18 protein-coding genes and 1 pseudogene are annotated in these 23,299 nt (G+C 40.5%); 11 read left to right on the forward strand and 8 right to left on the reverse strand.

The window, feature by feature from the left end; translation table 11 throughout:
- Nucleotides 1–30: 30 nt before the first annotated feature.
- The 3 genes from HWQ40_RS17395 to HWQ40_RS17405 all read right to left on the reverse strand — a co-directional run bounded on the left by HWQ40_RS17395 (nt 31) and on the right by HWQ40_RS17405 (nt 2,751).
- Nucleotides 31–1,305, reverse strand: coding sequence for a DUF3086 domain-containing protein (locus HWQ40_RS17395; protein ID WP_292779881.1), 1,275 nt, complete (start codon nt 1,303–1,305; stop codon nt 31–33).
- A 136-nt stretch (nt 1,306–1,441) separates the two neighbouring features.
- Nucleotides 1,442–1,828: a DUF3119 family protein gene (locus HWQ40_RS17400; RefSeq protein WP_292779883.1), complete on the reverse strand. Its 387-nt coding sequence runs from the start codon at nt 1,826–1,828 to the stop codon at nt 1,442–1,444.
- A gap of 128 nt (nt 1,829–1,956) precedes the next feature.
- Entirely contained in the window at nt 1,957–2,751 is a 795-nt protein-coding gene (locus HWQ40_RS17405) for an MlaE family lipid ABC transporter permease subunit (protein ID WP_292779885.1), read from the reverse strand.
- 462 nt (nt 2,752–3,213) lie between these two features.
- On the opposite strand from HWQ40_RS17405, the gene HWQ40_RS17410 reads away from it, so the two are divergent.
- From HWQ40_RS17410 to aroH, 3 genes are all read left to right on the forward strand, one after another.
- Nucleotides 3,214–3,510 carry a hypothetical protein gene (locus HWQ40_RS17410; RefSeq protein ID WP_292779886.1) on the forward strand — a complete coding sequence of 99 codons (297 nt, stop codon included), beginning with the start codon at nt 3,214–3,216 and terminating at the stop codon, nt 3,508–3,510.
- 544 nt (nt 3,511–4,054) lie between these two features.
- A complete protein-coding gene (gene sppA / locus HWQ40_RS17415; RefSeq protein WP_292779888.1) occupies nt 4,055–4,876 on the forward strand; it encodes a signal peptide peptidase SppA in 822 nt (273 codons plus the stop codon).
- A gap of 124 nt (nt 4,877–5,000) precedes the next feature.
- Entirely contained in the window at nt 5,001–5,414 is a 414-nt protein-coding gene (aroH, locus tag HWQ40_RS17420; RefSeq protein WP_292779889.1) for a chorismate mutase, read from the forward strand.
- Between the two features lie 15 nt (nt 5,415–5,429).
- On the opposite strand, the gene HWQ40_RS17425 is transcribed toward aroH, so the two are convergent.
- From HWQ40_RS17425 to HWQ40_RS17440, 4 genes and pseudogenes are all read right to left on the reverse strand, one after another.
- Nucleotides 5,430–5,693, reverse strand: coding sequence for a PIN domain-containing protein (locus tag HWQ40_RS17425; RefSeq protein ID WP_366934000.1), 264 nt, complete (start codon nt 5,691–5,693; stop codon nt 5,430–5,432).
- Nucleotides 5,660–5,809: pseudogene (locus HWQ40_RS17430) on the reverse strand (type II toxin-antitoxin system HicB family antitoxin); the annotation flags it as partial. The gene HWQ40_RS17425 and the pseudogene HWQ40_RS17430, both read right to left, overlap by 34 nt.
- A 333-nt stretch (nt 5,810–6,142) precedes the next feature.
- A complete protein-coding gene (locus HWQ40_RS17435) occupies nt 6,143–7,027 on the reverse strand; it encodes a protein kinase family protein (protein WP_292779890.1) in 885 nt (294 codons plus the stop codon).
- A gap of 584 nt (nt 7,028–7,611) precedes the next feature.
- A complete protein-coding gene (locus HWQ40_RS17440) occupies nt 7,612–9,825 on the reverse strand; it encodes a phosphoketolase (protein WP_292779891.1) in 2,214 nt (737 codons plus the stop codon).
- Nucleotides 9,826–10,011: 186 nt separating this feature from the next.
- Between HWQ40_RS17440 and HWQ40_RS17445 the strand changes: the two genes are divergently transcribed.
- The 4 genes from HWQ40_RS17445 to crtO all read left to right on the forward strand — a co-directional run bounded on the left by HWQ40_RS17445 (nt 10,012) and on the right by crtO (nt 15,908).
- Nucleotides 10,012–11,394 carry a cytochrome P450 gene (locus tag HWQ40_RS17445; RefSeq protein ID WP_292779892.1) on the forward strand — a complete coding sequence of 461 codons (1,383 nt, stop codon included), beginning with the start codon at nt 10,012–10,014 and terminating at the stop codon, nt 11,392–11,394.
- Between the two features lie 481 nt (nt 11,395–11,875).
- The gene (locus HWQ40_RS17450; RefSeq protein WP_292779893.1) at nt 11,876–13,252 is read left to right on the forward strand and encodes a cytochrome P450; all 1,377 of its coding nucleotides are present in this window, start codon (nt 11,876–11,878) and stop codon (nt 13,250–13,252) included.
- A gap of 98 nt (nt 13,253–13,350) precedes the next feature.
- The gene (locus HWQ40_RS17455; protein ID WP_292779895.1) at nt 13,351–14,109 is read left to right on the forward strand and encodes a DUF2993 domain-containing protein; all 759 of its coding nucleotides are present in this window, start codon (nt 13,351–13,353) and stop codon (nt 14,107–14,109) included.
- A gap of 104 nt (nt 14,110–14,213) precedes the next feature.
- On the forward strand, nt 14,214–15,908 hold the full coding sequence (crtO, locus tag HWQ40_RS17460; protein WP_292779897.1) for a beta-carotene ketolase CrtO: 1,695 nt from the start codon (nt 14,214–14,216) through the stop codon (nt 15,906–15,908).
- 238 nt (nt 15,909–16,146) lie between these two features.
- Here crtO and HWQ40_RS17465 read toward each other — a convergent pair whose 3' ends face one another.
- Complete coding sequence (locus tag HWQ40_RS17465) at nt 16,147–17,907, reverse strand: trypsin-like serine protease (RefSeq protein WP_292779899.1); 1,761 nt, start codon at nt 17,905–17,907, stop codon at nt 16,147–16,149.
- 646 nt (nt 17,908–18,553) lie between these two features.
- On the opposite strand from HWQ40_RS17465, the gene HWQ40_RS17470 reads away from it, so the two are divergent.
- From HWQ40_RS17470 to HWQ40_RS17485, 4 genes are all read left to right on the forward strand, one after another.
- On the forward strand, nt 18,554–19,297 hold the full coding sequence (locus HWQ40_RS17470) for a tetratricopeptide repeat protein (RefSeq protein WP_292779901.1): 744 nt from the start codon (nt 18,554–18,556) through the stop codon (nt 19,295–19,297).
- A gap of 78 nt (nt 19,298–19,375) precedes the next feature.
- Nucleotides 19,376–20,248 carry an NAD(P)-dependent oxidoreductase gene (locus tag HWQ40_RS17475; protein WP_292779902.1) on the forward strand — a complete coding sequence of 291 codons (873 nt, stop codon included), beginning with the start codon at nt 19,376–19,378 and terminating at the stop codon, nt 20,246–20,248.
- Nucleotides 20,249–20,839: 591 nt separating this feature from the next.
- Entirely contained in the window at nt 20,840–21,391 is a 552-nt protein-coding gene (locus tag HWQ40_RS17480; RefSeq protein WP_292779903.1) for a PEP-CTERM sorting domain-containing protein, read from the forward strand.
- Between the two features lie 227 nt (nt 21,392–21,618).
- Nucleotides 21,619–23,205, forward strand: coding sequence for an alkaline phosphatase (locus HWQ40_RS17485; protein WP_292779904.1), 1,587 nt, complete (start codon nt 21,619–21,621; stop codon nt 23,203–23,205).
- The last annotated feature ends 94 nt before the right edge of the window (nt 23,206–23,299 follow it).

Below are 23,299 nucleotides of genomic sequence, written 5' to 3' on the forward strand. Positions count from 1 at the left end.
TTGACCAATGACCAATGACCAATGACTCATTTAAAAGTCGTCATCATAGTTTCTCACTATTTTGGGGTCAGGAGCAAAGGCTAACCACAGGGGAAATTGCAACAGTGACAAACTGATTTGTTCTTCTGAATCGTCAATGATAATTAAAGGCAATTGATTGGCTTTCGTTAATCGGTCTGCTTTTTGAGCGAGAGCATCAGATGCCTCAAATAATACCACACCCCGGTCTGGGCCGAAATCTGGGCGACCTATTCCCAGACAATCTTGCAAGCCGCGCCGCCATTCACCTAATCGCTCCGGTGTATTAGCTAAGACTAAAGTACGGACGCGATCGCCATATAGCTTGTGTAATATCGAAATTGCAGCTGAGGCAATCAGAATATTCTGTAAGCGGCTACCCATTGTCCGCAAACCACCCCTTCCTCCTTGGGTAAAAAACCAGTTGGAGATTCGTTCAGCGTGGATTGGTTCAAAGGTACGGCGTAGTTGCCACGGTGAACCGTAGTAATCTGGTTTATTGCGGTATTGGTCAATTAGGCGGCGAATTTGCTTTGTAGTATCTTGAAACTGCTGTTGGGCAAATTGGGGTATTCCAGGTTGGGGTTCAGCTGGTTTAGCCTCTTTTACAGCTGGTTTTTCTCGTTCTACCACACTTGGTGTTAGTTGCAACTGTTCAGCGGCAGAGGCCAAATCCTGTAGGCTACCCGTGAGATAGTCTTTAAAACCCTGCACCCGAATTGCCAAGTCTTGGGATGCACCAGCAAAAGTGGTTCGCATCTCGTTGCGGATACGTTCTTGACGGCGTTCTAGTTGTTCTACAGAAATTTGCAGGGTTTGTTTGCGTTGTTCTAACTGCACCAGCGACTCTTGCACGAGTCGCCCCAATGAGGTTTGAGTTTCACTCACCTGTGTCTGAAGGTTTTCGTAAGAAGTTTGCAGCTTGGCTATTTCTGACTTAAGAGCTGCTTCAGCACTCTGCAACTCTGCTACTCGCTGCTCTGCTTCTGCATATAATGAATAATTTCCCGATCCTATTTCAGACCCCAGAGCGACATTTTCCGCTTCTAACTGCGCGACAAACTCGCCATCTGAATTTTCTGTTAGCTCTACTGTAGAATCTACCACTTCTGCATTGGAAATGAGTGGCTCAAAATTTGTGTAGTCCCCTGATGAGCTAATGGCTTTTGTGTCTACCACTGACTCAACTGATGGATTTACTGGATGTTCAACTGCATTGTTCTCTTCTGGTTTTTTTGCCAACCACTCATCAATTGGTTCTGGGGTTTGAGATGCCTCTGGGTTCATAAACAATAGTGTAATTCCTATGACGCGAATAAATAGCTTTCAGAAATATTACAATTGACCTGCCATAAAAGTCCTGAGCATGAGTGCTGAGTTCTGAGTCTATATCAAAACGACTCAGCACAGATGGCACTCAGCACTAAATACGCGGACAACGTTGTTCTAAGCAAGTTTTCAAGGTATTGGGGTCAAATAAAATCGGCAAAAAGTGAATACTTTTAATTTCTTTAAAGTAAAACAAAATGGGGACTCTATTCCAAAAGATCCGCCAGTTTTGCCATTCTTGGTAGGGAAAGCGTCGAATTAATTTTTCGCCTCTGTAAATATCTAAGTCGGTAGCGGTAAATTGCAAACGCAGCGTTAACGCCTGAAACATGAGAAACAAACCAAACAGCGTGAAAACGGAGCCTACCCACGGTTGTACCAACAGTAGTGGAATCGCGGCAATCACCAACACTATGGGTATATTGTAACTAGGCTTGAGTTCCACAGTTGATGTGGAGTTAGAAGTAAATGAACTGGTCACAGTCTTAAATCCTGCTTTGTTTAGTAGGCATCTCTCCTATTTTAGGAGTCAGGAGTTAGAAGTTAAGAGTTAGGAGTGAGGAGTTTTAACTCATAACTCCTAACTCTTAACTCCTCACTTCTCAACTTCTATAGCCCTATGAATGCACTGCCAGTGCCCTGAAACATTAACCAAGAAAGAAAGAAGTTGCTAACAAATATAATCAGCAAGGCAGTCACAACAGCAGTTGTAGTTGACTGTCCTACACCTTTGGCACCTCCTGTTGTCGTCAACCCCCAACTGCAACCAATTACAGCGATTAAAATGCCAAAACAACATGCTTTAATCATCGCGCTAAAAATATCCCACAGACCAAGAAAGTTACGGGCTGAGTCTAGAAATACCGTATCAGACAGGTTGTAGATATTGGTCGCAATGATAAATCCTCCGAACATCCCTGTCACCAAAGACAGAAGAGTTAAAATTGGTAGCATGAAACAGCAAGCAAGGACGCGGGGGATAACCAGGTAATCAATTGGATCGGTTCTCAACATCAACATGGCGTCGATTTGTTCTGAGACTCGCATGGTACCGATTTCTGCTGCAAAAGCAGAACCGACTCGTCCGGCCAAAATCACTGCTGTTAACACAGGAGTGAGTTCTCGTGTCAACGCTACAGAAAGGACTCCGCCGATAATGTTTCCGGCGCCAAAGTTGATAAATTCCCGCGCCACCTGAATGGTAAACACTGCGCCAACGAAAATAGCCGTCAATAGGGCAATAAATAAGGAATCTGGCCCAACTGCTGCCATTTGTTCTAAAGTGTTGCGCCGATGGATTTTGCCTCTCAATAGGTGAACTAGTACTTGCCCACCCAGAAAAATCGCCGCCAGCAGCCGCTGACTCCATTCCCCTAAACTGGATTTGGATGTAGTCTGGTTCAATGTTCTGTAGCTAACTCGGTAACTGCCTTAAGAATAGCGGAAGTCATGGGAATGGGGAATGGGGAATTGGGCATTGGGCATTGGGCATTGATTATTATCCTCTGCTCCCCTGCTCCCCTGCTCCCCTGCTCCCCTGCCCCTCTGCCCTCTTCTCCCCACTTCCCCAAGAAGACTGAATATTAACTTAAATTAAAGATATTCTCAGAAAATGAAGCTGTTATTAAACGTGCTACAAAGCAACCCCTAAGTAGTACCCTTGGCTATAACCTCCATTCTGCAAGGTTTTTGTAGATTTAAGTTGCTTTTTTTATCCCCAGCATGGGCTGTAACTGCTAGCGGTTTATTTTAATGAAAACTTAAGATTTTTGACAGATTGGCTGCTCTGGAGCGATCGCTCGTATTGTAGAAAATGACAAACCGCTATTCAGCTTTTGTCATCTCTACTCACGGAGTTTGTCTTAAATGACTATTTTCACTAACTTTCTCCGCTCCCTAATACTCACAATCATTTTTAGTTTTGTCGTTCCCATGTTTTTCATTGGCGGCGGATTCCTCTTTCTATCCCTCATTGGTCACTTCCCTGGCTTACAAGAGTTAACTGAGGCGATCGCAACTCAGATTATGCATTTTCTTGCCACCTTCGGCAGTGGAACTCCCCTACGCGGATTATTTGTAATTAGCTTGACCTGTAGTTTCGTTGGGGCACTGTTTGATATATTTGTCTATTACCGATATCAAATTTTACGGATAGATTCTTAAGTAGTGAAAAGAGCTTCATCAGCAGATTATTAGGCTGTAAAAGACAGGAAAAAGTGATATTTCCAAGAGTGAAAGTACTACTGGTCTTAACTTAAATAGAGATGAGTGTTGCTGAATCAATTTTTATTAATTAAATTAAGTATCGAAGTAATTTATTAAATATTTATATATTCATTAGTTATTAGTTATTCATTACTGACAACTAGTAAAGGTGTGCGACCGTAGTAAAACCAGTTTTCAAACATTCAAAAAGTCAGAATAACAAGGCATTGGGAACTTTTAATTTGGCAAAATAGCTAAAATAGCCTTTCTAAATCATCACGTTAACGCTAAACTAGAGTTTGGCATTTTGTGCTAGCTGCAATCTTTGAGGATTTAATTAGCATTAATCGAGAATATCAAATAAAACTCACTGAAAAATATAAAAATTTCCTTAAAATTCTGACGAGCACAACGCCTACTCATGTTTCTTAACAGAGGAAAGCAGGTCGTCTGACCGTTGGGGATCTTATATTGAATTTATTACGAGGTATGTTGACAGCTCATGGTTTGGCCGTTTAAGCCCAAGTTTAGAAAACAAATTGCGCGGATTGAAATTACTGGTGCGATCGCTGGTGCTACTCGCAAACGCGTCCTAGAAGCCCTGAAAACTGTAGAAGAAAAAAAGTTTCCGGCATTATTGCTACGTATCGATAGTCCTGGCGGTACAGTCGGAGATTCTCAAGAAATCTACAGTGCCCTGAAGCGTTTGCGCGAAAAAATCAAAATCGTCGCTAGCTTTGGCAATATTTCGGCTTCTGGAGGAGTCTACATCGGCATGGGAGCCGAACACATCGTCGCCAACCCAGGTACGATTACGGGTAGTATTGGTGTGATTCTGCGTGGGAATAACTTGGAACGCTTGCTAGATAAAATTGGTGTTTCCTTCCAGGTAATTAAGTCTGGCCCTTACAAAGACATTTTGGCTTTTGACCGGCAACTGACTCAACCAGAAGAAAACATCTTGCAAGAGTTGATTGACACAAGTTATCAGCAGTTTGTCCAAACGGTAGCTGATGGCCGTTCTTTAACGGTAGAAGCTGTGAAAAGTTTCGCCGATGGCCGGATTTTTACTGGACAGCAAGCCCTAGCTTTGGGTGTTGTAGACCGCCTGGGCACAGAAGAAGATGCCCGTCGCTGGACAGCAGAACTGGTTGGTCTCGATCCAGAAAAAACTCTCTGCTATACCCTAGAAGAACGTAAACCCTTATTGAGTCGCTTTATACCGGGGAGTCGTCAATTTTCATCAGGAATTGCGGCTGGTATTGATTGGCTCGAATTTGAAATGTCTACTAGTGGTTTACCTCTGTGGTTATATCGACCCTGATATGAGTTAGGAGTTAGGAGAGACGCTATTAATCGCGTCTGTACAGGAGTTATGAGTTAAAAATCTTAACTTCTCATTCTCAACTCCTAACTCCTCACTTTTGTGTTTTAAGGAGGATTTTGGCGTGGACTGGCAAATGCGGGCTATTCGCGGAGCAACAACCGCTTCAGAAAATACTGTTGAGACAATCCAAGAGGTGGTTACAGAACTACTTGATGAACTGGAAAACCGGAATCAATTCCAGCCAACGGACATCATTAGTGTGACTTTTTCAGTGACACGCGATTTGGATGCAGTTTTTCCAGCTGCGATCGCAAGAGCGCGTCCTGGTTGGGATAATGTGGCTATGTTGGATGTGCAGCAAATGCATGTCGAAGGCAGCTTACAGCGCTGCATTCGCTTCTTAATCCACGCCTATCTGCCATCCTCCGCCTCAATTCATCATATCTATTTACGCAACGCCGCTAGCTTGCGTCCCGACTGGAGTTTGCCTCAGACTTTACAAGCATCACAGCAAGCAGTTAAGTCAAAAGTGTAAAATACTTAATATTTTTTAAGGTGAAATCCAGTTTTCCAACTGTAAATTAGAAATGCGGCTGTAGTGACGAGTATTGTTTGTTACTAAAGTGTAATTTTCTGCAACTGCAACACTAGCAATTAGTAAATCAAATTCAGCAATAGTTTGTCCTATTCTACGGAGTTCTGCCTTTAATTCACCATACTTTCTCAGAGCAGGATAGGTTAAAAGTACAACGGGTAAGTTTTGAATAAAGTCTGTCCCATTTATACTACAACTTCTCCGATAAACACTTGCGATTCCTTAACAATATAAGGTTTGCCATGTTTAGCTTGGACGTGGAGATATCCCGTAATGGCATCTTTAATATTTTTAATTGCCTCATCTAGTGTTTTGCCTTGACTCACACAGCCTGGAAGTTCAGGAACCTAAGCAACATAGCCTTCATATTCTGAATCAAAAGTAAAAACTACTTGGAATTTCATAATAAATTAATCTTGTATATAGCACCTAGAATAAATATAACGCTCAAAAATGGCAATTGTTTCACTCCACAGTATACAAGTACGTCCCATTGGTAAGAGAGAAATTGCGCGATCGCGGCTGATGAATTAATGTGAACAGTGTGATCACACTTCCTCAACTTGTCTTTTTGAATGTTGGACAACTGAAGTTGCGGCTACAAGAACAAAACCTACCTACGGAGGTTTCAATGCAGAAAATTGCTTACTTTTACAAATTATTATTTACTACTGTAATTTGGTTGCCTCTGATATTTCACGCCAAAAATGGAGGGCTGATTGGGTTCGGAATTCAAGACGTCTACGCAATGAGCTTGCTATTGCTGTACTATACGGCGAAGAAAGACTCTCTGCTATTTGGTGGGGCTTTCCATCCAAGATTTCTTTATAAGTAAATTGTGGAATTTCCCCAAGAAGTAAACTTAATAGTAATAACCCTGTATGGTATATATCTACCTGTCTTCCAATTACTCCATATTTTCCTGGAGCCAGATATTCTGGCGGTAACATCCATTCTGCAAGTATTGTGTTAAATACGTTGATATCTTTCTCTAATCTAGTTATTCCTAAATCACCAATTTTAAACATAAAAACTGGATCATTATTTGGATTCATCTTATCCTGTAACAATGACAAAAAAACATTTCCATGATGGATATCTTTGTGAACATAGCCTGCATTATGTATAAAATTAATTCCTTGTAAGACTTCTCGTGCAACATGTGGTAACCAAAGTTCTAGTTTTAAATTTGGGAATTGAAGAAGGTCATTGAGTGTAAAATTACAGCGTTCTATAATAAGGTAAAAAGTATTACGATATTCAAAAGCAGCATATACAAAGGTAATCTTTGGATGACGAAGTAACACTAGCTTGTTTAGTTCTTCTAACCACTGTTCTCGAACTTGTTCGTATGTTTGATTTCGAGGAACAAGGACTTTAGCTACAAGTTCGTTGCCCCACTCATCTTCACATTGATATACTTTTCCATAGTGTCCTTGACCAATAACTTCACCGATGAAGTATCGCATTCCATTGTAATCAATATAATGACCTTCTTCTGGTGGCTGAAAATTTGGTGGATTAATCACTTGTGTATTTTGGCTAATTATCAAAACCCCATATTAGCAAACCCCCATCCAGTAAAACACTGAGATGGGGGTATCATAATAGATTATATCTAGCCTTAATGCACTAACCCAATCGCACTTTTCCTCAAGTCTCCACATTCCCCACGCTTCCAGATAAAAATATCACCCTTCGTCCTAGCTACAAAAATCAAGTTTTGCGACTTGTAAACTAAGTTTCTGACTCGTAAACTAACTTTTGCGACTCGTAAACTAAGTTTCTGACTTGTAAACTAACTTTTGCGACTTGTAAACTAACTTTTGCGACTTGTAAACTAACTTTCGCGACTCCAAAACTAGCTTTTGCGACTCCAAAACCAGCTTTTGTGACTCCAAAACCAGCTTTTGTCAAAGAATTTCAGCAAATCTACTCCCATTTTTCCTGCCTGCTAAGTTCTCTTCAATAAAAAAACGCAAATATACGCATTCCGACGCAATTTTCAGCGTTTCTATACGTATAAATGCGATAAAAGTAGAAACAATTCCAGCTTTATTTAATGGGCGTTGCTGAATCTAGGGATGAAACGCAAAGGAATATTCAATAAAATCATCCCGCATTTATGCAACATCATTTAATGCACTAATGCGATCGCACGTTTCGTTAACGCCTCAGCTGTCAATCCATTAAACGCCATCAACTCACCAGCACTCGCTGTAGTTTCGCCACGTTTCCACGCAAAGGTGTCGCGCTTCACTGTACTCCGTAACAAAATTGGTTCCAGCATCCCCGCAGCACCACCTGTCACAGCAATTAGCGCATCGCCATCAAATAATTCGGCAAATTTGGCATCATCTAAGAAACCGCCTTTGGCTTGGGAACAAGTATCCCAAGCAGTATCATGGCTACGGTACAATTGCCGAGGATTGATGACAGTAACTATTTTCACACCAATACCTTCAGTTTCCAAGAAAGCAGCAGCTTCAAATACTGGCATTAATGTTAAATCGCCAATCACAGCAAATACAACTTGTTTATCACCAGCAACTTCATGCAATAGCACTGCACCATCGCGCAACCCTTGACGAGTTTGTTCTAAAGTGGTGCGAATTGGTAACGGCGTTTTACTTGCTGTAATCACAATTCCCTTATTCTTGGTTTTCAACGCCCAGTCATAACAAGCTTGAATACTATTAGCATCAGGGGGAAATAATGGGAAAACATTACCATTTCTCATCAACGAAGCAAAGTAAGCTTCAATTTCTGGACGTTGGTGAGTCCAACCATTCCGCCCTTGCTCTAATGCGCCAGCTGTGAATAAAGTAATAGTCGAGGGTGTGGGACGGCGCAATTCTGCCATTGCTTGAGTCACAGTTTGCCAAATTGGTAATCCGTTAATGGCAAAAGATTCGTAGGAACACCACAAAGTTCTTGCACCCATTAACGCCAAACCCGCAGCTAAACCGGCACAAGCATCTTCACTCAATGGTTCATAAACTTGTCCATTTGGTGCTTGATAATATAAGTCGTCGGTTGTGGGGTGGATAATCTTTAATGCTTGGTTGATGTTAGCAATTCCAGATGCTTCATTACCATCGGCGTTGGTGACAAGAAAATTCCGATCTTTATTTCCAACTATTCCTACCAATCGTCCCATCGCGGTTGTAGAAACTTTTGGTTCGCCACCGACTGCATATTCTTCTAAAGGTAATTCGCCTAATTCTGGCAATGGTAATTCAAATTCTGTCACCACAGTTTTTGCTGCTGGCCCACCACCGGCACGTTCTGCATTTGTTCTGACTAATTGCCAAGCTTCCGCAGACAAAGCACGGGTTTGCAATGCACTAATAATATGAGGTGCATCTAGCGTGTCTTTAGGATAGAGGTTGTGAGATTTTGCACCCCGCGCGTGGACTCCTGCACCTTTGAGTTGTTTAATAATGAAGACGGTAAGTTTACCACCAAGGGCCGATCGCGCTGCTTGATCTACACCCGAAAGTACTGCTTGCGTAAATGCTAGGCGCTTCTCGAAGGAAAAGGCAGTACTATCAACGTAATCCCCTGGCTGGTTTTGATCGTCGAAATATTTGGCATCCACTAACACCACTTCATCAAAACCGTTTCCTTGCCAATATGCTTGCATCTGTTCGTTGGTTTTTAGGGAAACCATGCTGTGATGTTCTTGGCTGTAACCGTTCCACACTAATATCGGCAAGAAATTGGTGACAGCAGGATAAGCAGTATGGAAGTGGGCGATCGCACTTACAATATAAGGCTCACCCAATCCACCATCCCCAACTGTAAAGGGGAATAACTTATCTTTGTGCAATAGTGCAGCCGCCATTGCAAAGTGTTGCCCTTGCCCCAAAGGCCCCGCAGGTGCGAGAATACCGGGAATATAACCGGAAAGGTGTCCTAAAAGTCCGTGCTTTTCTCGAAAGCGATCGCGCAATTGTTGAACCGTAAAAATTCCCATGTCCTCTAGCGAACGATCCAAGAACATGGCACTATAAAATCCGGGGGCGTGGTGTCCGACTTCGGTAATAATGTTCTTGTATCCCAGCATGACAAGAGATGCGTAAGCTTCTGCTTGGCTGGCAAATCCGCCGGGATGGCCAGAAGCTTTACTACCAGTAACTTGCAAAGTCAGGTAGCGTAAGGCATCAGCAGCCAGTAAAGTTTGATATACAGCTGCTTTGTCTGTAGGAGATGCGATCGCTATTTTGCCCGACTCAATAGCAGATGTTGCACCATAAGTTTCAAAATCTGGTAGTGCTTCACCAAAATATTGAATTCCTTCAGAAAAATTGGGAAGCGCTGAAGATGCCTTTGGAGAGATTGCAGTCATGCTGAGTACCTTTTGACGATGAGGTGAAACTGTAGATGCTCGTTGAATTTAACAAAAATTTTACATCTTCGAGGTTGTAACAGTTTATTGCTTTTTTACAACGTTAGGATAAGTACTTTAAATGGTCACGCAACTAAAATTTCAGTTAATTGAAGTAGCAAAAAAATATTCAGTAGGAAAAAATTTATGAAATTCCCAAATGGGCCGCAAACTCCAGCAGTTGTACAGGCGCTGCGCTGGATTGTTAATCCGATGTTATTTATGGAAGCTTGTGCCAAAAGCTATGGCGAGATTTTTACTCTCAGATTGGACAAAAATCTTCCTCCTTTGGTGATTGTCAGCAACCCCCAAGCGCAACAGCAAATTTTGACAACTGATACCAAGGAATTAGAAGCGCCTGGTGATGTGAATCAGCTGTTTGAACCTTTACTGGGTAAGCATTCTGTGATTACCATCAGCGGCGCAGAACACCAGCGTCAACGCCAGTTGTTAATGCCTCCGTTTCACGGCGAAAGAATGCGAAACTATAGTCAGGTGATTAGCGATGTCACCAAGCAAGTTATCAGCCAATACCAGATAGGTAAACCCTTTAATATTCGGTCTGCTGCTCAAGCTATTACCCTGCGGGTGATTATGCAAGCTGTATTTGGGCTACATGAAGGGCCTCGCGCCGAAAAACTACAGAATTTTTTGGGCGATCTTTTAGAAAAGGCCAGTTCTCGGTTAAGTGTGGCTTTGCTTTATTTTCCAGCTTTGCAAAGAGATTTTGGCCCGATTAACTTCTGGGGAAACCAGATGCGCCTTCAGCAAGAAGCTGACGAACTCCTGTATGAGGAAATTCGGGAACGTCGAGAACAAGCAGATTCATCACGCACGGATATTCTTAGCTTACTCATGGCTGCTAGAGATGAAGCAGGTCAACCCATGACCGATCAAGAATTGCGCGATGAATTGATGACTCTGTTAGTCGCTGGTCACGAAACTACAGCGACAGCCTTAGCATGGGCATTCTACTGGATTCACAAAATACCATCAGTGCGCCAAAAGCTACTGCAAGAATTAGATAGTTTGGGCAATAATCCAGACCCCAGCACCGTTTTTAAATTACCTTATCTCAACGCTGTTTGTTGCGAGACATTGCGGATTTATCCAGTAGGTATGCTAACTTTTCCCAGAAAAGTAAGAACACCGATATCGCTGGGCGGTTACGAACTAGAACCCGGTACAGTCCTAGTTGGTTCTATTTATCTAACCCATCAACGGGAAGATATTTATCCAGAACCTAAGCAGTTTAAGCCAGAACGCTTTTTAGAACGGCAATTTTCTGCCTATGAATATTTGCCGTTTGGCGGTGGTGCTAGGCGCTGTATTGGGCTAGCATTTGCCCAGTTGGAAATGAAGCTAGCACTTGCTCAAATTCTTTCTAGTAAGGAATTAGAACTAGTTAATAAAGGTGAAGTGCGACCTAAACGCCGTGGTTTGGTGACAGGTCCAGATCGTCCGATTGAGATGGTTGTCACGAGTCAACGTCAGGTGAAGTCTCCCATTCTACAGACAACCACTGTTTGATGCTGGGGGTTTGATGGTTGCGTTCAGCAAACTTACAACTTCTATCTATATATTTAGATAGATTTTCAATGCTTTTAAATAATCCCCCATAGTCCTCTTTTAAGGAGGTTTATGGGGGATTTTAATATACTACAAGTGTAAAAAAATGGATTTCAAGGCTGATAATATACACCAATATAATAAATTTTAATATCACCAAAAGACGTAATTTTAGGTGGTGTATTCCAATATACTTAAGTAAGTTTTTTCTATAAATACCTCTAAAAATCAGAAAAAATATTATTATCCTCGTAAACTTAATAATAATGATTTGCCAGAATGGTTAACTTAGTGGTACATTAAATCCCAAATATCCCGCCAAACTATTAAAAAGGCTTGCGATAATTCCCTGTTTAAAAAGGAAGTTAAGGAGAATCAAGGTTGACCTCAAGCGTATTGGATTATTTGCAGCTTATTAAATTATAAAGGTATAGAATAAACAGTGAAAACACTTAATAGTCTAAGCACACCAGCGTTACTGCAAACTCTGCAATTAATTGCTCAACCCACAAAAACTTTAGAAAATTATGCTGCAAAGTATGGTGGCATTTTCACAATGCGGGTAATGGGTTTAAAGTCGCCACCAATAGTATTTTTTAGCCATCCCCAAGCAATTAGCGATTGTTTTGCTATACCTGCACACCAATTAGATTTTAAGAAAGCAACCCATGTATTTAAACCCTTGTTTGGAGAGAATTCTATTGTATTTCAAGAAGCGCGATCGCACCAACAACAACGGCAGCTATTACTCCCAGCATTTCATGGCGAGAATTTAAAGTCTTATGGACAAACAATTTGCCAAATTACTGAAGAGCTTACACAAACTTGGACATCAGGTACAGATATTTGTATACACAAATTAATGTCAAATATCACTTTAGAAATTATCTTAAAAGTGGTATTTGGGATTACTCAGGGTGTGCGTTACCAACAATTAAAAGAACAATTGAGTTCTTTATTAGAAGATGTAACTAAACCTTGGTATTCCAGCTTGTTTTTCTTTCCTTTGCTGCAAAAAGATTTAGGCGCATGGAGTCCTTGGGGAATTTTCTTAAAAAAACGAGAGCAAATTGACAAACTCATCTATGCAGAAATTTCTGAAAGACGTTGCCAAAAAGATGCTGCGCGTACAGATATTCTCACTCTGCTAATGTCAGCGCATGACATAAATGGGCAACAGATGACAGATGAGGAATTACGCGATCAACTAGTTTCATTATTGCTATTGGGTTACGAAACTACATCTGGTGTATTAGCCTGGATATTTTATTTAATTCACTCTCACCCAGAGGTTAAACATCGGCTAATGCAAGAACTAAATACCGTGGACAATCTCACAAATCCTGAAAAAATTACACAATTACCTTACCTCACCGCCGTCTGTCAAGAAACACTGCGAATTCATCCTATTGCTTTAATTTGCACACCGCGAATGGTAAAAGATAGAGTAGAAATTATGGGGCATGAATTTACATCAGAAACAGTTTTAGTTCCCTGCATTTATTTAGCACATCGCCGAACCGAGACTTACCCAGAACCAGAAAAGTTTCGTCCAGAAAGATTTCTCAACCAAAAATTTTCACCTTACGAATATTTACCCTTTGGTGGAGGTTATCGTGGTTGCATTGGTGGAGCATTTTCTATGTATGAATTAAAATTAGTAACAGCCATAATCTTATCGCATTTTCAACTAACCCTTACTGATAAACGTCCAGTGCATCCAGTCCGTCGTGGCATTACCATTGTCCCTAGCGGCGGTGTAAAAATGGTTGTTACCAAAAAGGCAAAAGTTAAAAGAGAAATAATATCCTTTACTTGATTACTCAATTCTCCGACTATATACCGGAATGTAGATTCGCTCTTTAGTATCTAGCCTTTACAGTAAGTAGTAAGAGGATATTTAGGAGATACTAATCCATGCAAGACGAACATAATCTGGAAGAAAAAGTTCTATCTCAGGGCGCTGAAATGATGGTATCTCAAGGGTTAGATGAAGTAGAAAAAATAGACATAAATGTACAAACTGATTTATTAAAAATACTTCAGGGACAGGCGGATGGAGTTTCCTTTGCAGGTGAAGGATTAGTTATACAAAAAGACATCCGCGTGCAAGAAATTAAACTACAAACAGATAGCATTGACATCAATCCGTTAACTGCTCTTTTTGGTCAAATAAAATTCAATGAGTCAGTAAATGCTATAGGTCACATTGTAGTTACTGAAGTAGATATTAACCGCGCCTTGACCTCAGACTTGATTCGCACCCAGATGCAAAACTTGGAGTTAAATGTAGATGGTGAAATTGTAAGTTTTGAGCCGCAAAAAATTCAGGTATTTTTACCTGGTGAAGGCAAAATAGAATGTAGAGGAAGAGTGTTGTTAAAGGAAATGGGAAATACTCGTCCTTTCGCTTACACTGCGCTGATTCGCCCACGGACTCATTCACAACCTGCGATGGTGGAGAGTTTTAACTGCACTGAGGGAGAGGGTATTTCAATAGAATTAATTACAGCATTAATGCACAAAGCCAAAGAACTGATGAATATACCATCTTTTAAATGGGAGGATATAGAGTTTTCTATTAAAGATATAAAAGTAGAAATCGGTAGTTTAACACTTATGGTAGAAGCTAATGTAAAGCAAATACCCTCATCAATAACCGAACTATCTCTTTAGTAGTATTGACAGTAGTTAAAGATAATTTTTGTAACTCAAGAGTGATGTAAATTTTTGAAAAGTTTTATAGGCTTTTGAAAGCTACTTATTTCTAAATTCCAACTATGCAAGAGTATGATGTTGTCCTAATCGGTGCTGGACATAATGGGCTAGTTTGTGCAGCGTATTTGTTAAAAGCTGGTTATAGCGTTCTGTTACTAGAAAAGCGTTCTGTTATCGGTGGTGCAGCAACAACTGAAGAATGTCTACCCCAAGAAGCTCCAGGATTTAAATTTAACTTGTGTGCTATTGACCATGAATTTATTCACTTGGGGCCAGTTGTTGAAGAATTAGAACTAGAAAAATACGGCTTGCATTATTTGGAGTGCGATCCGGTTGTTTTCTGTCCTCATCCTGATGGCAAGTATTTCTTAGCACATAAGTCAGTGGAAAAGACCTGTGCAGAAATTGCTCGTTACAGTGAACGTGATGCCAAAAAATACGCAGAATTTGTAGATTTTTGGCAGCGAGCGCTAGGTGCAATGATTCCCATGTTTAATGCACCACCAAAGTCAGTTATAGACATCCTTGGTAACTACGACATCACCAAACTGAAAGATTTAGTTTCAGTTATTGGTTCCCCTAACAAAACGCTGGACTTTATTCGTACAATGTTGAACAGCGCTGAGGATTTACTTAACGAGTGGTTTGATGAGGAATTTGTAAAAGCACCACTAGCCAGACTAGCAGCAGAACTTGGGGCACCACCATCGCAAAAAACCCTTGCCATTGGTGCAATCATGATGGCAATGCGTCACAATCCTGGAATGGCCAGACCTCGCGGCGGAACTGGCGCACTTGTGCAAGCTTTGGTGAATTTAGTCACAAGTAAAGGTGGCGTTATTCTCGCAGATCAGCATGTTGAAAAAGTTTTAATTGATGATGGAAAAGCTGTGGGTGTGCGGGTTGCTGGTGGTAAAGAATATCGCGCAAAACACGGGGTTATTTCTAATATTGATGCCAAGCGGTTATTTTTGCAAATGACTGATAAAAGCGAAGTTGATGGAGCCGATCCAGATTTATGGGAAAGATTAGAACGCCGCATCGTTAACAATAACGAAACCATCCTCAAGATAGATTTGGCTTTAGACGAACCACTGCACTTTCCACACCACGCCCACAAAGACGAATATCTTGTTGGATCTATCTTGATTGCAGATTCCGTAACACATGTAGAACAGGCTCATAGTAAATGTACCTTGGGAGAGATTCCTGATGCTGACCCATCAATGTATTTGGTGATGCCTAGCTATTTAGACCCCACATTAGCACCACCAGGTAAGCACACTGTATGGATTGAGTTTTTTGCCCCTTATCAAATTGCTGGTGCAGAAGGTACTGGTTTGAAAGGTACTGGTTGGACAGATGAATTGAAAAACAAAGTTGCAGATAAGGTGATTGATAAATTGGCAGACTATGCACCCAATGTCAAGAATGCAACTATCGCCCGTCGCGTAGAAAGTCCAGCCGAACTAGGAGAAAGATTAGGTGCGTACAAAGGTAATTATTACCATGTTGATATGACCCTAGATCAGATGATATTTTTCCGTCCCTTGCCAGAAATAGCCAATTACAAAACACCAATTGATAATCTATTTTTGACTGGTGCAGGGACTCATCCAGGTGGTTCAATTTCGGGAATGCCGGGACGCAATTGTGCGCGGGCATTTTTGCAGGCGAAACATCCCATTAGCCAGACTTTGAAAGATGCGCGGGATTCGATTAAGTCAACTGTCGAGTCAGTGTTTGGCATTAATTAAGCCTTGCACAGATAAAGTTAGGACTTACGCATAAGTATCATCCAAACCCCTTAAAAACATAGCTTTTAAGGGATTATACCAATTTGAAAAAATAATGCGACAAATAGACCATTTGTAGAGACGCGATTCATTGCGTCTTTGAAAGAAACCCCCGCCACCTTCCCTAACTTGTGGGGAGGTGGCAAGGGGTCAAAATAATGTGCGGTTTCACAGAGAACTGGTATAAATCCTGGATTATTTAGGCAATCACAAAAATATCTGTATTAGTCATGGCTAGACCTATTGCTAGTTGAGCAACTTGGATTTGACCGGATGAGCCTGTACCATCAGCATCAAAGAAGAAACCCCCTGTATTATTGTTATAGATAAAGCGATCGCTGCTATCTTGTGCTACTGAACCGATAAAAAATTGCGTGGCTTGAAGTATACCCTCACTAAGTCCACCTCCAAACCCTATTTTAGAAACATAAATTGTGTCATCTAAGGACGAAAAATCTGTAATATTATCAATATCAGAAGGGGTATTAATAGTAAAAATATCAGATCCAGTGCCTCCCGTTAGGGTATCGTTACCTAAACCTCCAACTAAAGTATCGTTACCACTTCCTCCTATAAGCATGTCATTGCCATTTCCACCATTTAACTCGTTATTACCACTATTACCAGTAATAACATTATTAAGGGAGTTATCAGTCCCATTAATATTATCTGTACCTGTTAAAGTGAGATTTTCTTCATTAGCTGATAAAGGGGAGCTAACGGTTGATGAAACGGTCAGAGATGTCGAAGTGGGCGTACTATTGGCAACAGTGAGTAAAGTTCTAAATACCTTTTGGTTGCTGGTTAGACTCTCATCAAACTCTTGGATTGAATTAGTTGGATCTAGAAATGAAATAACGTAGTAATTTCCAATTGGAATATCAGGAAATGCACCGTTCCAAGTCGCTGTTCCCGAATTGAATGGGTTAATCGAAGAAATAGTTGTATTACCAATTAAATAATGAGAACCAATACTATTAGTGACATTGGTATCAGTAGAAGCGTAAAAAGAAACCGAGAAAGTGCCTGTTGCGGCTGTACCATTGTTGCGAGGATAGACTGTGATGCTGAAATTTTCCCCATTTTTAATAGTGTTATTACTAAAACTTCCAAGAGTTGTGTTAAACCACACGTCAGAATCTACTAAATCAGCTTTGTCAGTGGGTTTGCGGTCAGTAGTGTCTTCGTTGATCCAGTTTTGAATCTCGTTATATCGAGTGCTTGTAATTCGGGCGAACTCGTTGTAAAGCGGAGTTTTGTTGGTGGTTGTCTCATTTGAAGCTACTCCATAAATAGTTGGTTCATTTGTGTTGGAATTATTAAACCAGAGAGGACCTCCACTATTTCCATTTACAATATCTAGCTCATTACTACGCAAGATCGAGTCAGTTGTACTTGTGATTTTTCCACTCTGAGTCCACATATCATAGTTGTCCCATTTTCCATCGCTGTTGGAATCAAACTTATCAGAAGGGTATCCCGTGACATTCATTAAAGTTCCACTGCTGAGATTATCGTCATATCCATAGTTAAACCAGCTAGTGAAGTTTCCAATATTGCGGTCAAGAGTAACCAATCCTATATCGTATTGAAAAGTTTCGCTTTTAGTCTGATCTCCTTGAATCCATCCTTCAAAAGAACGTGTATGAACAGATTTGGCTTCACTATAGTATTCATAGTCAGCCCGATTTGTACCAGCAATGATATTTCCTTTAGAACCAAGCATCACCTCAATTTTATCTGCCCAACCCCCATATCTCGTGTCATACACACAGTGTCCTGCTGTTAAAAAGTGGTAGGAATCAATCATGGCACCAGAACCATTGACGATAATATCATCAGCAGTATCAATAACCCCATCTGGGCCTTTCCAATGTATTCTCATCTTTCCTATAGCACTAAACGGAAAAGTTGTCGTGTTGCTAACTTTTGTCCGACCATCAGGGGAGAAAACAGACATAGTTTTATATCCTTACTAGAAAATGATGAATACAAAATATACAAATTTAATGCCAGTAATTATCTCATGGTATTAGCAATTCACTAGCAATTTCTATGAATAATGCTTCCTATTACTAAGTAAGCTTTTCAGTAATATCAAAGTTATAAATTGCTATATATTTAATATAAATTATTTCTACTATTTATCAATAATATAGAGTTGACTTTCAGTTTTATTTTGAAGAAAAAATAAAACTAATTAATAGAGCTAAAGGTTGGAAAAACTAGCGATTCTGATATTATTTCTGTCCTCACTCCCGTGATCCTGGCTGATTTATACCGTCAGCATCGGCAGATTGAAGAAGTTTTTCATCAGGGTGAATTATTACACAAGTGCGATGTTTACGACGGGTAACAGCTACGCAATATATATAGCAACACAAATAATTGTTTTTTAAGTAAAGTAGGTTCTAAGCAATTGCTTTCTGTGTATTTAATATGATAGTATTATACGCACTTGATTTTAATAAAGTTTTATGCATCGTCAACAAGACTCTTTGTGAAAAGAAATATAAGTAAATTAATGGGTAAAAACTAGTGTATTTTGATAATACTCAAAAAACTAACAAATTGTAACATCATCTAATAATTTTTGTAGGTACAGCATGGTTTTTCGGCACTGCTTCGTTGCATCTGGCTTGATAGCTTTCTTGGCATTTGGCTGTAGTGGTGGGGCAAACTCATCGGCAGAAAATACTACACAGGTTGTCCAAGAAAGCAATGTAACCCAACTTTTCATAGAAGCGAAGGCTACGCAAAAAGCAGAAGATTTCTTTCATCAAGGTAATAATTTATTAGATAGACAAAATTATGAAGATGCCATAAAAGCTTATGATAAAGCGATCGCAATCAAAGTTGAGAGTCCTGAAGCTTGGATTAACCGTGGCATAGCCTTAACATCGTTGCAACGCTACCAAGATGCTCTTGCATCTTATGATAGAGCGATCGCCATCAAACCCGACAAATATGAAGCTTGGTATAATCGTGGCATAGCCCTAACATCGTTGCAACGCTACCAAGACGCTCTTGCATCTTATAATAGAGCGATCGCCATCAAACCCGACAAATATGAAGCCTTAATTAACCGAGGCATAGCTCTGACAAAGCTGCACCGCTACCAAGATGCGATCGCATCATATAATAGAGCGATCGCCATCAAGCAAGATTTGCACCAAGCATATTACAACAAAGCTTGCTCTTATGCTTTACAAAGCAATCTGGAATTAGCAATTGAGAACCTAGACAAAGCAATCAAGCTTGTTCCTGATAAATACAAGAAATTAGCAAAAACTGACCCAGACTTTAGCAAAGTGCGTAGTGAAAAGCAGTTTCAGGAATTACTGCAATAGGATTTTACCACCACCACTCAGTGTAAAATATAAGCCTGCTGTAGAAAGGATTTTTTCTTGAGCGGTTTTCGATTAGACATGAAAAAATTGTTAATCACCGGAGCAAGTGGTTTTTTAGGATGGCATCTTTGCCAGCTTGCAAAACAAGAATGGGATATTTATGGCACTTATTTATCCCATCCTTTAGAGATTCCTGGCATAAAAATTTTAAAAGCGAACTTAACAAATTTTCAGGAATTGAAACGTATCTTTAATGATATCAAACCAGCAGCAGTTATTCATACTGCTGCACATTCGCAACCAAATTTTTGTCAAACTAACCCCAAAGAATCGCACGCAATTAATGTTATAGCATCTTGCAATATTGCCGGACTTTGCGCGGATAATTCTATTCCTTGTGCTTTTACTTCAACCGACTTAGTTTTTGATGGTTTAAATGCTCCATATCGAGAAACAGATGCCGTGTGTCCTGTCAATCTTTACGGTGAGCAAAAAGCGATCGCAGAAGCAGATATGCTAGAAAGATATCCGATGACCGCAGTGTGTCGAATGCCGTTGATGTTTGGTGCAGCAACACCCACAGCTAAAAGCTTTATTCAGCCATTTATTCAAACTTTACAAGCCGAAAAAGAATTAAGTTTATTTATAGATGAATTTCGCACACCAGTAAGTGGAACAACCGCTGCCGAAGGACTTTTATTAGCATTAGAAAAAGTTAATGGCATCATTCACTTAGGTGGCAAAGAACGGATTTCACGTTATGATTTTGGACAGATATTAGTAGAAGTATTTCAACTTCCGGCCATCGGACTCAAATCCTGCCGACAACAAGATGTGAAAATGGCAGCACCTAGACCGGCAGATGTTTCTTTGGATAGTTCCAAAGCTTTTGCATTAGGGTATCAGTCTTTATCTGTAAGAGAAGAATTAGAGGCAATACAATTCAGTTAAGGCTAAGTGTTAAAACTAAAAACGCAAATAGGCTATTTTGGGATGCGATTACCTCCGGTACACGTAGCGATCGCAACAAAAAAACCTGTATTATTGAGAATTTAGTGATGTAATTGATAATTTAACCCCGATCTTACAAAATCGCGTTGCTCCCTTCTTTGACAGCCAAGCGATGGTTTCCTCTAACTTTTCCTCTCTCTCATAATGATTGTCATTGCGATAAAAGTGAACATTTAATTTCCTGAAAGTCATATCTGATTGCAGTCTTGCTGAATTCCACTCTTATTCAGGCCGAGCAATATTTAGATGCGTTTGCCCTGCGGTTATCGGCTAACTTTTTCATTGGCAAACTTAAATTAAATTTTATTTTTACCTTTGATTAAAGTCTGCTTAAACTTGTAATTCTAAAATCGAGTGTCTCAAAATAATTGGAGATTTGTCTCTTTGTCAATAAAAAGAAACAAATCATTGATTTCATTACTGTTCTAACCAGTTATGAATATCCATTTGGAAAATAAGGAAGTTAGGAACAAGTTATTTTTATAGCTTGTAGTGCATTGCTTAGAAAAGTTTATGGTGAGGAAAACAGAGATGAAATTGGTTTCAAAATTATTGATTGCTGCTGCTACTCTTACTTTAGGTTTTGCTACCGTAGATGCAAAATCTGCATCTGCTGCAATTCTGAATTACGCTTTCACAGTTGATAGCCCAGTAACTAAAGGAAATGGCTTTTTTAGCTTTGATGACTCAACTTTCAGTAATGACTATAATCCCGAAGCTGCCATTAAGTCACTTTCTTTTAAATTTGATGGTGACTCTACCGTTTACACGCAAAAAGATGATGCCAACTACCCAGATTTTCCTCTTATCTTTTCAAGCACATCTTTAACAGGAAAAAATTTTTTTGCGTTAGATTATCAGTTCAACGATAAAGCTAATCTTTCCAGTTCTAGAAGTTATGAAATTATTGGTGAGGATTTTACAATTTACTCTAAAACTTCTCCAGATGCTGAACTTATATCAGGTACAGTTTCTTATAGACAAGTACCTGAACCTACACCTTTAGTTGGTGTTATTTTTACTTGTAGCGTTGGCTGGGCGATAAAGAGAAAGGTGGCATCAATGAAAAAGGTTAAAGTCTAACCTTGGTTAAGTTGATATTAACGCTTTCTTTGCCCAGGATTAATCTCTTATTAGTAGGCTTTTCTGTAGGAAAACAATATCTAACACATTGATAGCAGAAGAAAAAATTGGAAATTAAAATCTGATTTTGCTAAGGGAATTAGTTACGAAGTTTTCCTAAGATTACCCTGCCTTCTTTGTGTTAGCTGTTGCTGTACTTTAACTTACCTGTTAGCCAGGAGTAGAGAATGGTAAATTACCGGAATTTTGAGCAGTTCCTGCACAGTCGAATGAAACGACGCAACTTAATTATTGGGGCAGGAGCATTGTCTGGTTTGGCGATCGCTAACCAATTTTCTCCTCAAAGAGTGATCGCCACAAGCAGATTTTCCAATTATCCTTTCTCTTTGGGTGTAGCATCGGGCGATCCCTATCCTACCAGCGTAGTGATTTGGACTCGTCTCGCTCCTGAACCCTTAAATGGAGGTGGAATGCCACCTGCTAATGTGCCAATTCGCTGGGAAGTAGCAACCGATCCTGATATGAGGCGTATTGTCTCCAGAGGTACGGTACTTGCAACTCCACAACTAGCTCATTCAGTTCGAGTTGTGGTAGAAGGCCTGCAATCTGATACTTGGTACTGGTATCGGTTTCTTGTCGGGCAAGACGCTAGCCCCATTGGTCGCACTCGTACAGCTCCTTTAGCAGGTGACTACTTAAATAAATTAAACTTTGCCCTTGTCTCCTGTCAGCACTATGAGCAGGGATACTATACTGCTTACAAATATATTGCCCAGGATGACCTCAGCTTGGTAGTGCATGTTGGAGACTACATCTATGAAGGAGGAATATCAAACAATCGCCCCAGAAAGCACAACAGTGCCGAAATTCTAACCCTGGAAGATTACCGTAACCGTCACGCCCTCTATAAAACCGATACCAATCTGCAAGCAGCTCATGCAGCCTTTCCCTGGATTGTCACCTGGGATGACCACGAGGTAGAAAACAACTACGCCAACGACATCTCGGAAGTCGATACTGAACCAGATCAAAATCGGGCAATCTTCCTTCAACGAAGGGCTGCTGCCTATCAGGCTTACTACGAACACATGCCACTGCGTCCCCTCTCGCGACCCACTGGCCCCGATATGCAACTTTTCCGTCGGCTTTCCTTTGGTAACTTAGCGACCTTCCATGTCCTAGATACCCGCCAATATCGTACCGATCAGCCCTGTGGTGATGGCACTAAAGAACGTCCTTGTGGAGAAGATCCGAATGCAACGATTACTGGCAAGCGTCAGGAAAATTGGCTATATGATGGTTTAAATAGTTCACAGGCTAAGTGGAACGTTTTAGCGCAGCAAGTTGTAGTTGCTCAGATAGACACAAAACCAGGGGAAGGCGAAACTTACAGTATGGATAAGTGGGATGGTTATGTAGCTTCCCGCGATCGCCTTATGCGTTTTTTAGAACAGCGCAAACCATCTAATCCAGTAGTCTTATCAGGCGATATCCATTCCAACTGGGCAATGAATTTAAAGGCTGACTTTAATAACCCAAAATCTGCTACGGTTGGAAGTGAATTTGTCTGTACCTCAATAACCTCTGGTGGAGATGGGGCAGATACCAGCCCAAATGTTGAAGCTTACTTACCCGATAACCCACACATTAAATTCTTCAACGGTCAACGGGGGTATGTTCGCTGTGCGCTGACTCCCACAACCTGTAAGACAGATTATCTAGTTTTATCAAACGTCACAACCCCGAATGGCACGCTTAGTAAGCGGGCTTCATTTGTGGTTGAAGATGGTCGTCCAGAAATACAACAAGCCTAATCGTTTAATTCTCAGGTATCACAACCAGACAATCACAGATAGAAACAGGTAAATCATCAGTGTTTATCGAAGGCAGGAGTTAGGAGTTTAATTC

The organism is Nostoc sp. NMS9 (genome assembly GCF_017114995.1).
In the GTDB taxonomy this organism is placed as follows: Bacteria; Cyanobacteriota; Cyanobacteriia; order Cyanobacteriales; family Nostocaceae; genus Nostoc.

What these genes read in the sequence shown, in the direction of transcription:
- HWQ40_RS17470 (WP_292779901.1), top strand. Translation starts at nt 18,554, where the DNA reads ATGGTTTTTCGGCACTGCTTCGTTGCATCTGGCTTGATAGCTTTCTTG.
- HWQ40_RS17480 (WP_292779903.1), top strand. Translation starts at nt 20,840, where the DNA reads ATGAAATTGGTTTCAAAATTATTGATTGCTGCTGCTACTCTTACTTTA.
- HWQ40_RS17475 (WP_292779902.1), top strand. Translation starts at nt 19,376, where the DNA reads ATGAAAAAATTGTTAATCACCGGAGCAAGTGGTTTTTTAGGATGGCAT.
- HWQ40_RS17485 (WP_292779904.1), top strand. Translation starts at nt 21,619, where the DNA reads ATGGTAAATTACCGGAATTTTGAGCAGTTCCTGCACAGTCGAATGAAA.
- sppA (WP_292779888.1), top strand. Translation starts at nt 4,055, where the DNA reads ATGGTTTGGCCGTTTAAGCCCAAGTTTAGAAAACAAATTGCGCGGATT.
- HWQ40_RS17410 (WP_292779886.1), top strand. Translation starts at nt 3,214, where the DNA reads ATGACTATTTTCACTAACTTTCTCCGCTCCCTAATACTCACAATCATT.
- HWQ40_RS17445 (WP_292779892.1), top strand. Translation starts at nt 10,012, where the DNA reads ATGAAATTCCCAAATGGGCCGCAAACTCCAGCAGTTGTACAGGCGCTG.
- HWQ40_RS17440 (WP_292779891.1), bottom strand. Translation starts at nt 9,825, where the DNA reads ATGACTGCAATCTCTCCAAAGGCATCTTCAGCGCTTCCCAATTTTTCT.
- HWQ40_RS17395 (WP_292779881.1), bottom strand. Translation starts at nt 1,305, where the DNA reads ATGAACCCAGAGGCATCTCAAACCCCAGAACCAATTGATGAGTGGTTG.
- crtO (WP_292779897.1), top strand. Translation starts at nt 14,214, where the DNA reads ATGCAAGAGTATGATGTTGTCCTAATCGGTGCTGGACATAATGGGCTA.
- HWQ40_RS17465 (WP_292779899.1), bottom strand. Translation starts at nt 17,907, where the DNA reads ATGTCTGTTTTCTCCCCTGATGGTCGGACAAAAGTTAGCAACACGACA.
- HWQ40_RS17455 (WP_292779895.1), top strand. Translation starts at nt 13,351, where the DNA reads ATGCAAGACGAACATAATCTGGAAGAAAAAGTTCTATCTCAGGGCGCT.